9 protein-coding genes are annotated in these 14,912 nt (G+C 62.3%); 7 read left to right on the plus strand and 2 right to left on the minus strand.

Annotation, left to right across the window (positions count from 1 at the left end; translation table 11 throughout):
- Window positions 1-9: 9 nt before the first annotated feature.
- On the minus strand, window positions 10-906 hold the full coding sequence (locus ACNFCJ_RS01830) for an energy transducer TonB (protein ID WP_143504594.1): 897 nt from the start codon (window positions 904-906) through the stop codon (window positions 10-12).
- Between the two features lie 88 nt (window positions 907-994).
- Window positions 995-1,951 carry a glutathione synthase gene (gshB, locus tag ACNFCJ_RS01835; protein WP_416769444.1) on the minus strand — a complete coding sequence of 319 codons (957 nt, stop codon included), beginning with the start codon at window positions 1,949-1,951 and terminating at the stop codon, window positions 995-997.
- A gap of 242 nt (window positions 1,952-2,193) precedes the next feature.
- Between gshB and pilG the strand changes: the two genes are divergently transcribed.
- The 7 genes from pilG to ACNFCJ_RS01870 all read left to right on the plus strand — a co-directional run bounded on the left by pilG (window position 2,194) and on the right by ACNFCJ_RS01870 (window position 14,911).
- Window positions 2,194-2,601 carry a twitching motility response regulator PilG gene (pilG, locus tag ACNFCJ_RS01840; protein WP_017678433.1) on the plus strand — a complete coding sequence of 136 codons (408 nt, stop codon included), beginning with the start codon at window positions 2,194-2,196 and terminating at the stop codon, window positions 2,599-2,601.
- A gap of 46 nt (window positions 2,602-2,647) precedes the next feature.
- On the plus strand, window positions 2,648-3,013 hold the full coding sequence (gene pilH, locus ACNFCJ_RS01845) for a twitching motility response regulator PilH (RefSeq protein ID WP_099522894.1): 366 nt from the start codon (window positions 2,648-2,650) through the stop codon (window positions 3,011-3,013).
- A 45-nt stretch (window positions 3,014-3,058) separates the two neighbouring features.
- Window positions 3,059-3,595 carry a chemotaxis protein CheW gene (locus ACNFCJ_RS01850; RefSeq protein ID WP_099522893.1) on the plus strand — a complete coding sequence of 179 codons (537 nt, stop codon included), beginning with the start codon at window positions 3,059-3,061 and terminating at the stop codon, window positions 3,593-3,595.
- Window positions 3,596-3,676: 81 nt separating this feature from the next.
- The gene (locus ACNFCJ_RS01855; RefSeq protein ID WP_416769447.1) at window positions 3,677-5,713 is read left to right on the plus strand and encodes a methyl-accepting chemotaxis protein; all 2,037 of its coding nucleotides are present in this window, start codon (window positions 3,677-3,679) and stop codon (window positions 5,711-5,713) included.
- A 60-nt stretch (window positions 5,714-5,773) separates the two neighbouring features.
- Entirely contained in the window at window positions 5,774-6,634 is an 861-nt protein-coding gene (locus tag ACNFCJ_RS01860; RefSeq protein ID WP_416769449.1) for a protein-glutamate O-methyltransferase, read from the plus strand.
- 25 nt (window positions 6,635-6,659) lie between these two features.
- Window positions 6,660-13,895 carry an Hpt domain-containing protein gene (locus ACNFCJ_RS01865; protein WP_416769451.1) on the plus strand — a complete coding sequence of 2,412 codons (7,236 nt, stop codon included), beginning with the start codon at window positions 6,660-6,662 and terminating at the stop codon, window positions 13,893-13,895.
- Window positions 13,892-14,911 (plus strand): chemotaxis protein CheB, encoded by a 1,020-nt coding sequence (locus ACNFCJ_RS01870; protein WP_416769452.1) that lies wholly within the window; start codon window positions 13,892-13,894, stop codon window positions 14,909-14,911. Before ACNFCJ_RS01865 ends, ACNFCJ_RS01870 begins: the two co-directional genes overlap by 4 nt.
- Window position 14,912 lies beyond the last annotated feature (1 nt).

Raw genomic sequence — 14,912 nt, forward strand, 5'->3', positions numbered from 1 at the left:
ATCGACGCTCTAGTTGCTCGACAGGCGATCACCACGCTCGAAGCGCCAGGTGCGGATGATCTCCAGGCGGTCGATATCAGCCAGGTCGCCGGTGAAGGGCGCATAGGGCGCGGCCAGGCGCACGATGCGCTGCGCGGCCTGGTCGAGCATAGCCTGGCCAGACGATTCCAGCACCTGGACCTCGTACAGCGAGCCGTCACGGTTGATCGACACCAGCAGGCGCAGGCTACCGTAGATGCGTTGGCGACGAGCATCGTCGGGATAATTCAGGTTGCCGATGCGCTCGACCTTCTTGCGCCATTCGTCCTTGTACCAGGCGCCCTTGTCGCGCATGGTCGAGGCAGCATTGAGGCGGTGGATCTTCGGGCGTTTGGCGTACTGCTGAACCTCCTGGGCAAGCTCCGCCTCCAAGCTGGCGATCTCGGCGGACAACTGAGCAGAGTCGAACACTGGTGCAGGCTGGGTTTGAGGTACCGGCTTGGTTTCTTCGCGTTTGACCGGAGTTTTCTGCTGCTGTGGTGCACGTGTAGCGACCGCGGCCTTGGGTGCTTCCTGTTTGCTGGCGGGTTGTTGCGGGGTGGCGGGCGGTGTGACCTTGCGCACCTCGCTGTCCTGGAAGGGCGCCTGTTCGGTGGTCTTGGGGGCTGCTGCATGTTCCAGCGTGCCGCTGCCTTGCTGGTTGTCCTGCGCCAGGAAATCCGCTTCTTTGGGCTTTTCTTCGCTCTTGAAGGTGGAGAGCGTGATTTCCAGCGTCTTGCTGATTTCCGGCGGAGACTCCAGGGTAAAACCGACGCCGAGGATCAGTGCCGCGTGCAGTGCAGCCGCGAGAAACAGGGTGAATCCCAGGCGGTCCGCCGGTCGTGCGTTGGCGGAGGAGGTGGTCGGTGGGGTGGCTGCTGCGTTCATCGCGTATCGGGTCTGCTTTCGAATGTCGCGCAGTCTGCCGGGTAGCAGTAGGCGCCTGCAAGTTGCAGGCGCCAGGCTGCCACTTGCGTCAAGCTTTTAGTCCGCGCTTGTTGGCAATGCAGTCCATCAGGCGTTCGCCGATACGGGTATCGAAGGCGGCGTCGATCTCGCGGATGCAGGTCGGGCTGGTAACGTTGATTTCCGTTAGATGGTCCCCGATTACATCAAGTCCGACGAATATCAGCCCTTTTTCACGAAGAGTCGGGCCCACTGCGGCGGCGATCTCACGATCACGTTCAGTTAGTGGGCGTGCCTCGCCACGACCGCCGGCAGCCAGATTGCCGCGTGTTTCCCCGGCTGCTGGAATACGTGCTAGGCAGTAGGGTACCGGTTCCCCGTCTATCATCAGGATGCGTTTGTCGCCGTCCTTGATCGCAGGCAGGTAGGCCTGCGCCATGATCTGCTGGTGGCCGTGCAGGGTCAGGGTTTCCAGAATCACCGAGAGATTCGGGTCGCCCTCACGGTGGCGAAATATCTGCGATCCGCCCATGCCATCAAGGGGTTTGAGAATGATGTCACGGTGCTCATCGGCAAACTGGCGCACAATGTCGGGGCGCCGGCTTACCAGAGTCGCAGGTGTGTATTGAGGAAACTGGGTGGCGAAGAACTTTTCATTGCAGTCGCGCAGACTCTGCGGCCGATTGACCACCAGTACGCCGTCGCGCTCGGCCTGCTCGAGCAGGTAGGTGGAGTAGACGAACTCGTTATCGAAGGGCGGGTCCTTGCGCATCAGGATTACGTCCAGTTCGGCGAGCGGCGTGTCCTGCTCCGTACCAAGGGTGAACCAGCGCTGCGGATCGTTGAACACTTCCAGAGAACGCAGGCGGGCGCGAGCCTGACCGCGAACCTGATAGAGATCCTGCTGCTCCATGTAGAACAGCGACCAGCCGCGTGCTTGAGCGGCCAGTAGCATGGCCAGCGAGCTGTCTTTCTTGAAGGAGATGCTGGCAATAGGATCCATGACGATCCCGAGACGAAGGCTCATGGGGGGATAAACTCCGTGAGATGAGGGTGAAGGCCGGGCTGACCGAGCCGAATGACGGCTCTCAGGGTGGCGCCGGCCGGGCCGCGTGGTCAAGGGCGGAGCTGCCCGGGAAGCCTTATAGATTGCATCTGGAGAGTGTGCTAAAAAGGCCCGACGATTGGGTCAAGACCCATCGAAGACTGGGCCTCAGGCATACTGATAACGCGAATATAACGACTCACCGAGGCGATGGTAGGGCAAACATGGAACAGCATACCGAGGGTTTGAAAGTGATGGTGATTGACGATTCGAAAACGATTCGTCGCACCGCTGAAACTCTGCTGAAAAAAGTGGGTTGTGATGTCATCACTGCGGTCGATGGCTTCGATGCCCTGGCCAAGATTGCCGACACGCATCCCAGCATCATCTTTGTTGACATCATGATGCCGCGTCTCGATGGGTATCAGACCTGTGCCCTGATCAAGAACAACAGTGCCTTCAAATCCACGCCAGTGATCATGCTGTCCTCCAAGGACGGCCTGTTCGACAAGGCCAAGGGGCGTATCGTCGGCTCCGACCAGTACCTGACCAAGCCTTTCAGCAAGGAAGAGCTGCTCGGTGCTATCAAAGCCCACGTGCCTGACTTCACCCCAGTGGAACAAGCCTCCTGACGTTCCGGCCTGACCGCCGTACGCCACTTCTGTATTGGGAAACACCATGGCTCGAATTCTGATTGTTGATGACTCACCGACCGAGATGTACAAGCTGACCGCCATGTTGGAAAAGCATGGGCATCAGGTACTCAAAGCGGAAAATGGCGCCGATGGCGTAGCTCTGGCTCGCCAGGAAAAACCCGATGCGGTGCTGATGGACATCGTCATGCCCGGCCTCAACGGTTTTCAGGCGACCCGTCAGTTGACCAAGGACGCCGAGACTAGCCACATCCCGGTGGTCATCGTTACCACCAAGGATCAGGAAACCGACAAGGTCTGGGGCAAGCGCCAGGGCGCGAAGGACTACCTGACCAAGCCGATCGATGAAGATACCTTGCTGAAGACTCTCAATGCGGTGCTGGCTGGCTGATGCCGTGCTGCTCGCGTACTAAATAAAAAGAAGGCCAAGGCTGGCATGTCCGTGCAGACTCCTTTCCAGATTCTCCTCGAGATCGACCAGCGTTGCCGAGCCCTGGCGGCCGGCCTGCCGTCGCAGCAAGCGGCGGTACAGACCTGGAGCGGTATCGGCTTTCGCATGGGCGAGCGATTCTTCGTCGCGCCGATGGGGGAGGTGGGAGAGGTACTGCACGAGCCGCGCTACACCCTGCTGCCGGGTGTCAAAGGCTGGGTCAAAGGGGTGGCCAACGTGCGTGGCCGCCTGCTGCCGATCATGGACCTGTGCGGGTTCTTCGGTAATGAATTGTCGCCACTGCGCAAGCTGCGGCGAATTCTGGTGGTCGACTATCAGGAAATCTTCGCTGGCCTGACGGTCGATGAAGTTTTCGGTATGCAGCACTTCCCCGTGGATGCGTTTTCAGAACAACTGCCGCCTCTCGAGGCGAGCATTGCGCCGTTTATCCACGGTGTCTTTCAACGAGAACAGCCCTGGTTGGTGTTCAGCCCTCATGCGCTGACGGCCGATCCTGGCTTTCTCGATGTGTCCTTTCAGTAAATTTTCGGTTGGGTCGGTTCTTCCGGCCCTTTGGCGTTACATGGGAACCGTAGTGCGGTCGGTCCAGGCGGGGGCCAGAAAATGAAAAAATTCAATGCAGGTAATTTGTTGGTCGGGGCGCGCAGTAGCACGCTGATCGCGACGCTGTTCGTCGTGCTGATCGTTTCCATCGTGCTGTTGTTCGTGAACTTCGCCTACATCAACACCCAGTCCAACTACGATACCGAGTACATCAGCCACTCCGGTGAGCTGCGCGTACTGTCCCAGCGTATCGCCAAGAACGCCACGGAAGCTGCGGCAGGTAAAGCCGAAGCCTTCGGTCTGTTGCGCGACGCGCGTAACGACTTCCAGCTGCGCTGGGGGTATCTGACCGATGGTGATGCCAGCAGTGGCTTGCCGTCGGCGCCCGCGTCGGTGCAGGCACAGATGGCTGCGGTGCAGCAGGACTGGGATAGCCTGCGGCAGAATACCGACGCCATTCTGGCCAGTGAACAGACCGTACTGTCCCTGCACCAGGTAGCCGCCACCCTGGCGGAAACCATCCCGCAGTTGCAGGTCGAGTACGAGGAAGTGGTCGACATCCTGCTGGAAAGCGGTGCGCCGGCTGCTCAGGTTTCTGTAGCCCAACGCCAGTCGCTGCTGGCCGAGCGTATTCTCGGTTCGGTGAACAAGGTACTGGCCGGTGACGAAGACTCGGTACAGGCTGCCGACATGTTCGGTCGTGACGCCAGCCTGTTCGGCCGTGTACTGGCTGCAATGCTCGAAGGCAACGCTGCGATGGAAATCAGCCAGGTGACCGACGAGGAAGCCCTCGAACGTCTGGCCGAGATTTCCGAGCTGTTCGAATTCGTATCCGGCTCCGTGGACGAGATTCTCGAAACCTCGCCAGAACTGTTCCAGGTACGTGAATCGGCGAACTCGATCTTCACCGTTTCGCAGACCCTGCTGGACAAGGCCTCCGAGCTCGCCGTCGGCTTTGAGAACCTGGCCTCGGGCCGTGCCATCAACACCCTGTTCGGCTACGTGCTGGGTGGCCTGGCGCTGGGTGCGATCATTCTCATCGGTCTGGTGATGGTGCGTGAAACCAACCGCCGTCTGGCCGAGACCGCCGAGAAGAACGAGCGTAACCAGACCGCGATTCTGCGTCTGCTCGACGAAATCGCCGACCTCGCCGACGGTGACCTGACCGTGGCCGCGACGGTAACCGAAGACTTCACCGGTGCCATCGCCGACTCCATCAACTACTCCATCGACCAGCTGCGCGACCTGGTAGCCACGATCAACCTGACCGCCGTTCAGGTAGCCGGTGCTGCCCAGGAAACCCAGGCCACGGCGATGCACCTGGCGGAAGCTTCCGAGCACCAGGCGCAGGAGATTGCCGGCGCCTCCGCCGCGATCAACGAAATGGCCGTGTCGATTGACCAGGTATCGGCGAACGCCTCGGAATCCTCCGCGGTAGCGGAGCGTTCCGTAGCCATCGCCAACAAGGGTAACGAAGTCGTACACAACACCATCACCGGCATGGATAACATCCGTGAGCAGATCCAGGACACCTCGAAGCGGATCAAACGCCTCGGTGAATCGTCCCAGGAGATCGGTGACATCGTTAGTCTGATTAACGATATTGCCGACCAGACCAACATCCTCGCACTGAACGCTGCGATCCAAGCCTCCATGGCCGGTGATGCGGGCCGCGGTTTCGCCGTGGTAGCGGACGAGGTACAACGCCTCGCAGAACGTTCCTCGGCGGCGACCAAGCAGATCGAGGCGCTGGTAAAAACCATTCAGACCGACACCAACGAAGCCGTTATCTCCATGGAGCAGACGACTTCCGAAGTGGTGCGCGGTGCCCGCCTGGCGCAGGACGCCGGGGTGGCACTGGAAGAGATCGAGAAGGTATCGAAGACCCTCGCGGCCCTCATCCAGAACATTTCCAACGCCGCGCGTCAGCAGGCCTCTTCGGCCGGCCACATTTCCAACACCATGAACGTGATCCAGGAGATCACCTCGCAGACGTCCTCGGGTACCACCGCCACCGCGAAGAGCATTGGTAACCTGGCCAAGATGGCCAGTGAGATGCGCATGTCGGTGTCCGGTTTCACCCTGCCAGACGCCTGATAAAGGAGTGCGAGGGCTGGTGGCAGCCTTCGCTACATAGCCATGACTCAGGGCGAAGGTATGCAGTCAGCGGGCGTTTGGGCATTGCGCCCGGTGGCCGATATGTCGCAAGCCGATTTTCACGACTGGCAGACGTTGCTCGAAGCGCGTACCGGTGTGGTGATCAGCGAGCAGCGGCGTGCATTTCTGCAGACCAACCTGAGTGCGCGCATGCGCGAACTGGGCGTCACGGATTACGCCAGCTATTACCGTCAGGTCACCGATGGCCCGCGTGGCGCGGTGGAGTGGTCGACCCTGCTGGATCGTCTGACCGTGCAGGAAACCCGCTTCTTCCGCCACCCGCCGTCCTTCGAGGTGCTCTCGCAGTACCTGCAGGAGCGTCTGGCGGCGGGCCTGGGCAAACCCTGGGAGTTCTGGAGCGTGGGTTGCTCCAGTGGTGAAGAGCCTTACTCGCTGGCGATTCAGGCCGCAGAGGCGCTTCAAGGCAGCGAGTTGCCTGAGCATTTCGCGGTAACCGGCACGGATATCAGTCAGGGCGCACTGAGCAAGGCACGCGAGGCGTGTTATTCGGTGCGACGCCTGGAGCAGGTGAGTGACGAGCTGCGCGAGCGCTACTTTCTCGCTCAGGCCGATGGACGCTTCAAGATAGTACCGAGTCTGGCTGCGCGTGTGTGCTGCGCCAAGCTCAATGTGCTGGAACTGGCCAGGGCGCCGATGTCCGGCATGGATGTGATTTTCTGTCAGAACTTGCTGATCTATTTCCGCCGCTGGCGTCGCCGCGACATCCTCAATCGCCTGGCCGAAAGCCTGGCGCCGGGTGGCCTGCTGGTCGTGGGCGTGGGCGAAGTAGCCGGTTGGCAGCACCCGCAACTGTTGCCGGTGGCCGACGAGCGAGTTCTGGCGTTTACCCGCAAGGGATAAGGCCAAGTTTATGAGTGGAGTGGCTATGGGTGATCGGCATGATTATGTCGCCCTGGAGTGGGTCAAAGGCGAGATCGGGGAAACCCTGAAGCAGGCGCGGCAAGCCCTGGAGGCGTTCGTCGAGAACCCGCAGGACCCTACGCGCATGCGCTTCTGCTTGACCTACGTGCACCAGGTTCACGGCACCTTGCAGATGGTCGAATTCTACGGCGCCGCGTTGCTCGCCGAAGAAATGGAGCAGTTGGCCAAGGCGTTGATGGAAGGTCGCGTGGCCAATCAGGGCGAAGCCCTGGAAGTGCTGATGCAGGCCATCCTGCAACTGCCGGTGTACCTCGACCGTATCCAGACCGCTCGCCGCGACCTGCCCATGGTCGTGCTGCCGCTGCTCAACGACCTGCGTGCCGCCCGTGGCGAGAAGCTGCTGTCGGAAACCAGCCTGTTTTCCCCGGACATGTCCGCGCGCCTGCCGGCGCTGCCATCCGACAGCCTGGCGCGCCTGCGTACCGCCGAGCTTCCCGTGCTGTTGCGCAAACTGCGGCAGATGCTGCAAATGGCTCTGGTCGGCGTGATCCGCAACCAGGAGCTGGCGACTAATCTGGGTTATATGGCGCGCGTCTTCGCGCGCCTGGAAACACTGTGCAAGGACGCCCCGCTGGGCGGCCTGTGGCAGATCGCTTCCGGCATGGTCGAAGGTCTGGCCAACGGCAGCGTGGTCAACGGTACGTCGGTGCGTACCCTGCTGCGTCAGGTCGACAAGGAACTCAAGCGCCTGGTCGAGCAGGGCGCCGATGGCATCAACCAGTCTGCGCCCGATGAGCTGACCAAGAACCTGCTGTTCTACGTCGCCAAGGCGCCGGCACAGTCCCCACGCATTCGTGCGCTGAAGGAGCAGTACCGCCTCGACGAAGCACTGCCTGACAATGAGGTGGTGGACGAAGAGCGTGCTCGCCTGGCCGGGCCAGACCGTGACGCCATGCGTTCGGTGGTCGCCGCGCTGTGCGAGGAACTGGTGCGGGTCAAGGACAGCCTCGATCTGTTCGTGCGCAGCGATCGTAGCCAGCCCGGTGAGCTGGACGCCCTGCTTGCACCGCTCAAGCAGATCGCCGATACCCTCGCGGTGCTTGGCTTCGGTCAGCCGCGCAAGGTCATTCTCGACCAGATCGACGTCATCCATGGCCTGTCTCTCGGTCAGCGCGAGCCCAACGATGCGGTGCTGATGGACGTCGCTGGCGCACTGCTGTACGTCGAGGCGACGCTGGCCGGCATGGTCGGCCCGAGCGATGACGGCCCGAACGAACAGAGCCATCTGCCGACCACCGACGTGGCGCAGATCCACCAGCTTGTAATCAAGGAAGCGCGCAATGGCCTGGAGCAGGCCAAAGACGCGATCATCGAGTTCATCGCCTCGCAGTGGAACCACGAGCACCTGGCCCGTGTGCCCGAGCTGCTTACCCAGGTCCGTGGCGGCCTGGCGATGATTCCGCTGCAGCGTGCTGCCGATCTGCTCAATGCCTGCAATCGCTACATTCAGGAACAGCTGCTGGCGCGCAAGGCCGTGCCCAACTGGCAGAGCCTGGATACCCTGGCAGATGCCATCACCAGCGTCGAGTACTACCTCGAACGGCTGTCCGAGGACCATGGCACGCAGGGCGATCTGATTCTCGACGTTGCCGAGGAAAGCCTGGAAACCCTGGGTTATCCGCTCAAGGAAAAACCGTCGATCCTCGACCGTGTCGAGCCGCAGGAAGAAACCCTGGCACCGCTGGCTGACCCGCTGCAGGAAATCGAGCTGCTGGGCGCCGAAGACGAACAACTCGAAGAGCCCCTGGCCGAGAGCGAGACGCTGACCTTCGACGTGGTCGAGCCGTCCAGCGATGAGGTTGCGGATCTGCAACTGCTGGACGCTGAGCCCGAGCAGTCGGACGCCCGTGAGACTGCCGACAGCTTTACCTTCGAGCTGGACGAGCTTGAAGAGCTACCCGCCCTGCAGGACGAAGAGACTGTTGCCGCACCGCTGCTTGAGGCTGAGCCGGAGCTTGAGCTCGAAGAGCTGAGCCTGGACCAACTGGCCGAGCCGGCGCAGTGGGATGAGCTGGAACTGGCCGATCTGGAACTACCGGAAGTCGAGCTGCCCAGCGCACCGCAGGTGCAGGAACTGCCGGATGAACCGGCAGCGGAGAAGCCGCTGTCGATGGCCGATGTCATGGCCGCTCCGGTACAGGCTATCAACCCACCTGCTGCCGACGTGCCGCCGAGCCTGCTGCCGCCGCCTGCCGACGAAGAGCCGGTGGACGAAGAGCTGCTGGAAGTCTTCATCGAAGAAGTCGGCGAAGTGCTGGAAACCATCGGTGAGTACCTGCCGCAGTGGCAGGCCGATACCGACAACAAGGACGCGCTGATCGAAGTTCGTCGTGCCTTCCACACGCTCAAGGGCAGCGGGCGCATGGTTCGCGCGCTGATCATCGGTGAGCTGGGCTGGTCCATCGAGAACCTGCTCAACCGCGTGCTGGACCGCAGCATCGAGCCGAACGCGCCTGTGCAGCAGGTGGTACTCGATGTCGTGGCCCTGATGCCGGCGCTGGTCGACGAGTTTGCCGCCAAGGCGCAGCGTCAGCGCGACGATGTCGATCTGCTGGCGGCCACCGCGCATGCCCTGGCCAAGGGGCTGACTCCCCCAAAATCTAACGCCCCGGCCACCCAGCAGGTAGCCGAGCCCGTGGGCGTTGACGACGCTACCGAGGTCGTCGAGCTGGACGAATCGGCCAACGACCAATCGCTCGATGGTGAGCCCCTCGACCCGCAGTTGCTGGAAATTTTCCGCAACGAGGCGGAAACCCATCTGGATACTCTGGTGGGCTTTCTTGCCGACTGCGCGCAGGAACTGCCGCAGCCAGTCACCGACGACCTGCAGCGTGCGCTGCACACCCTCAAGGGCAGCGCCTATATGGCCGGCATCCTGGCGGTGGCAGAAATTGCGGCGCCGCTGGAAAAGCTGGTCAAGGAGTTCAAGACCAACCTGATCCAGGTGGATCTGGCGGCTGCCGAGCTGTTGAGCAGCGCCGAGGGCGTGTTCCGTATCGGTCTCGACAATCTCGAGACCCAGCCTCTGGCACCCATTCCTGGCGCTGAGGCACTTCTAGCTCGCGTCCAGGCGCTGCATCAGGAGCGTCTCGCCAGCGCCGAAGACGAGCGTATGGCGCAGAGCGGCGAAAGTCGCGATCCGCAGATGATCAGCATCTTCCTCGCCGAAGGCATGGACATCTTGCTGGACGCCGAGGACCTGCTGCGCAAATGGCGCGAGCATCCGTCCGAGCGCCAGGAGCTGTCTGCGCTGCTGGAGGAGCTGACGACCCTCGGCCGTGGCGCCGAAATGGCCGAGCTGCCGCAGATCGACGAGCTCTGCGAAGCCCTGCTGGATCTTTATGGCGCCGTCGAAGAAGGCAGCCTGGCGGTCAGCGAGCGCTTCTTCGACGAGGCGGAGAAGGCCCACGAAGCGCTGATCGGGATGATGGATCAGGTCGCTGCGGCCTTGCAGGTCACCCCGCAGCCCGAGCGGGTGCAGGCGCTACGTGACCTGCTGAGCGAAGCCATCGATCCGCATACCTTGGCCTTGCTCACGCCTGGCGTCGGAGGGCTGGAGGTCATCGAGTTGGACCAGGCCACTGCCGAGCTGGAACAGGAAGCCGAGGCTGAGCCGGTGCTGTGGCAAGAGGCACCCGCCGAACCGGAAGTCGCCGAAGACATTGGTCTGGAGTCGCAGTCTGAGGCCGAGCTGGGCTTCAGCCCTGTCGGCGCCGATCTCGATGAGGAAATGGTCGAGATCTTTCTCGAAGAGGCTGTGGATATTCTCGACAGTGCTGGTCAGGCGCTGGAGCGCTGGCTCAGTGAGCCGGACAACACCATGCCGCTGTCCTCGCTGCAGCGCGACCTTCACACCCTCAAGGGCGGTGCGCGCATGGCCGCGATTCGCCCGATTGGTGATCTTGGCCACGAACTTGAGTCGCTCTACGAGGGCTTGGTCGACCGCCGTTACAACCATTCGCCGGCGCTGGGCAATCTGCTGCAGCAAAGCCATGATCGCCTGGCGCAGATGCTCGATCAGTTGCAGGCCCGACTGCCGCTGGTCTCTGGTGACGACCTGATTCAGGCAATTCGTCAGTTCCGCCAGGGCGGTACGCCGCAGAGCCTGTCGGCGGCCGTCGCCCAGGTTGAGCCGGAGCTGGACGACGAACTCGTCGAGCCGATCGAGGTGGTGGAGCCGGATAGCTTCGAGCTGCCGCCCCTGGCGCTGGTCGAAGACGAAATCGTGCTCGACGAAGTGCCACAGGCAGAGCCAGAGGCAGTGTTGCCGCTGATCGACGAAGTCGAGCTGGTAATACCCGAAGACGAACTGCCTGTTGCCGAGCCCGAGCCGCAGGGTGCGACGCTGGCCAACTGGCATGAAGAGCGTGATCCTGAACTGGTGGAAATCTTCCTCGAGGAAGGTTTCGACATCATCGATAGTGCTGGCGCCGCTCTGCAGCGCTGGATGGGCGATGTTGACAACAGCCTGGAGCTGGAAGCCCTGCAGCGTGACCTGCACACCCTCAAGGGTGGTGCGCGCATGGCTGAAATTCGTGAAATCGGCGATTTGGCTCACGAGCTGGAATTCCTGTACGAGGGTCTCGGCGGTGGTCGCCTGCGGGCCAGCCAGGTTCTGTTCACGCTGTTGCAGGCCTGCCACGACCGTTTGGCCGAGATGCTCGAGGCCTTGCGAGATAAGCGGGTGGTGCCGCAGGGCCATGCCCTGATTGAGACGATCAAACGCTTTCGTGCCAACCCTGACGAGCAACTGAGCATGCCGTCGGCGGTACAGCTCAGGGCGGTGGTCGAGAGCGACGAAGCCGAAGAGGCTGACAGCGACATCCTCGATATCTTCCTCGAAGAAGGCTATGACCTGCTCGAGGCGATGGAGGTGTCGATCGGGCGCTGGGAAGAACAGCGCGATGATGTCAGCGCCATCGACGAAATGCTGCGCACGCTGCACACCCTCAAGGGTGGTGCGCGTCTGGCTGGGCAGAAACGCCTTGGCGATCTGAGCCACGACCTGGAACAACATCTCAGCGAGGCTCTGCTGCAGGGCGCCCCCTGGCCGGAGAGCCTGTTACTCGACGTGCAGTCCGGTTTCGAAGGGCTGCAGAATGAGCTCGACGTGCTGCGCCAGCGTCTTAGCGCCAGTCTCGGTGAAGAGCCGGTGGCGGCCGATGCCGGGATCGAGCCAGCGGCAGCGCCTGTGAGCAATCTGCTCAACCCGATCGTTGCTGCCAGTGACGTGCCAAGCCAGTTGCAGGCGCCGAAGGTGCTGCCGTTCGTACAGCGTGCGCAGGAGGCCGCACTGGAGGTAGCGTCCCGCCGTGCGCCACAGGAGCTGGTCAAGGTGCCAGCCGAGCTGCTCGAAGGCCTGGTCAACCTGGCCGGTGAGACGTCGATCTTCCGCGGACGTGTCGAGCAGCAGGTGAGCGATGTCGGTTTCACCCTGAGCGAGATGGAAGCGACCATCGACCGCGTACGTGACCAGCTGCGCCGTCTCGATACCGAGACCCAGGCGCAAATTCTCAGCCGCTACCAGGCTGAGGCCGAGCGCGCCGGTTATGAAGATTTCGACCCGCTGGAGATGGACCGTCACTCGCAACTGCAGCAGCTGTCTCGCGCGCTGTTCGAGTCTGCCTCCGACTTGCTCGATCTGAAGGAAACCCTGGCGGCGAAGAACCGCGATGCCGAGACCCTGCTGCTGCAACAGGCGCGGGTCAACACCGAGCTGCAGGAAGGTCTGATGCGCACCCGCATGGTGCCGTTCGACCGCCTGGTACCGCGTCTGCGTCGCATCGTGCGCCAGGTTGCAGGCGAACTGGGCAAACAGGTGGAGTTCGTCGTTGGCAACGCCGAAGGGGAAATGGACCGCACGGTGCTCGAGCGCATCGTCGCGCCGCTGGAACATATGCTGCGTAACGCCGTCGATCACGGCATCGAGCTGAGCGATGTGCGTCGCGCTGCTGGCAAGTCGGAGACCGGCACCATCCGCCTCAATCTCGGCCGTGAGGGCGGCGATATCGTTCTTACCCTGGACGATGACGGTGGTGGCATTCGCCTGGAAGCAGTGCGGCGCAAGGCCATCGAGCGTGGGCTGATGGACGCCGACAGCGGCCTGAGCGATCACGAAATCCTGCAGTTCATTCTTGAGGCAGGTTTCTCCACTGCCGAGAAGGTCACGCAGATTTCCGGCCGTGGTGTCGGCATGGACGTGGTGCACTCGGAGGTCAAGCAGCTCGGCGGTGCGATGAGCATCGACTCGACGCTGGGCCAGGGTACGCGCTTCACCATTCGCCTGCCGTTCACCGTGTCGGTCAACCGTGCGCTGATGGTGTATTCCGGCGAAGACCTCTACGCCATTCCGCTGAACACCATCGAAGGTATCGTGCGAGTGTCGCCGTTCGAGCTGGAGGCCTATTACGCGCCTGACGCGCCGCGCTTCGAATACGCCGGACAGGCCTATGAGCTGAAGTACCTGGGCGATCTGCTGAACAATGGCCAGCATCCCAAACTGGTGGGTCAGAGCCTGCCGCTGCCAGTGATTCTGGTGCGCTCCAGCGAGCACGCCGTGGCGGTGCAGGTAGACAGCCTGGCCGGTTCGCGCGAGATCGTGGTGAAGAGCCTCGGCCCGCAGTTCGCCGGGGTGCACGGGATCTCCGGTGCGACCATCCTCGGTGACGGCCGCGTGGTGGTGATTCTCGATCTGCTGGCGACCATTCGTGTGCTGCATGCGCATCTGCAGAATCAGCTGATGCCGCGCCTGGCTTCGCGTCAGGCTTCGGCCAGCGAAGAGGTCGAGGCCGACCGGCCGCCGCTGGTCATGGTGGTCGATGACTCGGTCACCGTGCGCAAGGTCACCAGCCGTTTACTCGAGCGTAATGGCATGAACGTGGTCACCGCCAAGGACGGGGTCGACGCTATTGCCCAGCTCCAGGAACACAAGCCTGACATCATGCTGCTGGACATCGAAATGCCGCGCATGGACGGCTTCGAGGTGGCCACGCTGGTGCGCCACGACGAGCGCCTGAAGGACCTGCCGATCATCATGATCACCTCGCGTACCGGCGAGAAGCACCGCGAACGGGCCATGTCCATCGGCGTCAACCAATACCTCGGCAAGCCCTATCAGGAGTCCTTGCTGCTCGAGACCATCGCTCAGTTGGTGGATAGCCATCGGGTCAAACGGACATGACAGACAAAACCTCCGCGCGCATTGCAGTAATCGCCGACACCTCGTTGCAGCGCCATGTGTTGCAGCAGGCATTGGCCGGTGGCGGTTATCAGGTAGTGCTCAACAGCGACCCGGCGCGGCTCGACGAGGAGCAACTGGCTGCCTGCGAAACCGATCTGTGGTTGGTGGACCTGGCTCAGTCGGAAGATTCGCCGCTGGTCGACAGCCTGCTCGAGCGTGCCAGTGCCCCGGTGCTGTTCGGCGAGGGGCACGCGCCCGAGCGTCACTCGGAGAACTACCCGCGCTGGGAGCGCAGCCTGTTCGGCAAACTCAAGCGCCTGGTCGGTGATCCGACTCAGGCGGTTGGGCCCAGCCTGCAGGCACTGCTCGATGAAGCGCAGCGTCCGGCGCGTCTGGAGCTGCCGCAAACACTGGCCAATACGCCGCTTAAAGCTGGCGAGCCGGCACGCCAGGTCTGGTTGCTGGCTGCCTCGTTGGGTGGCCCGGCAGCGGTCAAGGCATTTCTCGATGCCTTGCCGGGTGGTCTGCCCATCGGCTTCATCTACGCCCAGCACATCGATGCCAGTTTCGAGGCGGCCCTGCCGCAGGCGGTGGGTCGACATAGCCAGTGGCACGTCAACTCGGCACGTCATGGCGATCCGGTGCGATGCGGTGAAGTGGTGGTGGTGCCGATCAGCAATGAACTGGGCTTTGCCGAAGACGGTGCGATGCAGATTACCGAACGCGGTTGGCCGGAGCCCTACAGCCCTTCCATCGATCAGATGATGCTCAATCTGGCGCAGCAATTCGGCGGCCTGTGCGGTGTGATCGCGTTCAGCGGCATGGGCAGCGATGGCAGTGCCGCTGCCGCTTACGTCAAACGCCAGGGTGGCTTGATCTGGACCCAGCGCTCCGACAGTTGCGCCAGCCCGAGTATGCCCGACAGCCTGCGCGAGGGCGGCTACAGCAGTTTCAGTGCCGACCCGCGTGAGTTGGCCGCGGCCCTGGTCAATCACCTCGCCGAACATTGCAGTTGAG

The organism is Pseudomonas sp. NY15364, assembly GCF_048068235.1.
Lineage (GTDB): Bacteria > Pseudomonadota > Gammaproteobacteria > Pseudomonadales > Pseudomonadaceae > Aquipseudomonas > Aquipseudomonas mendocina_D.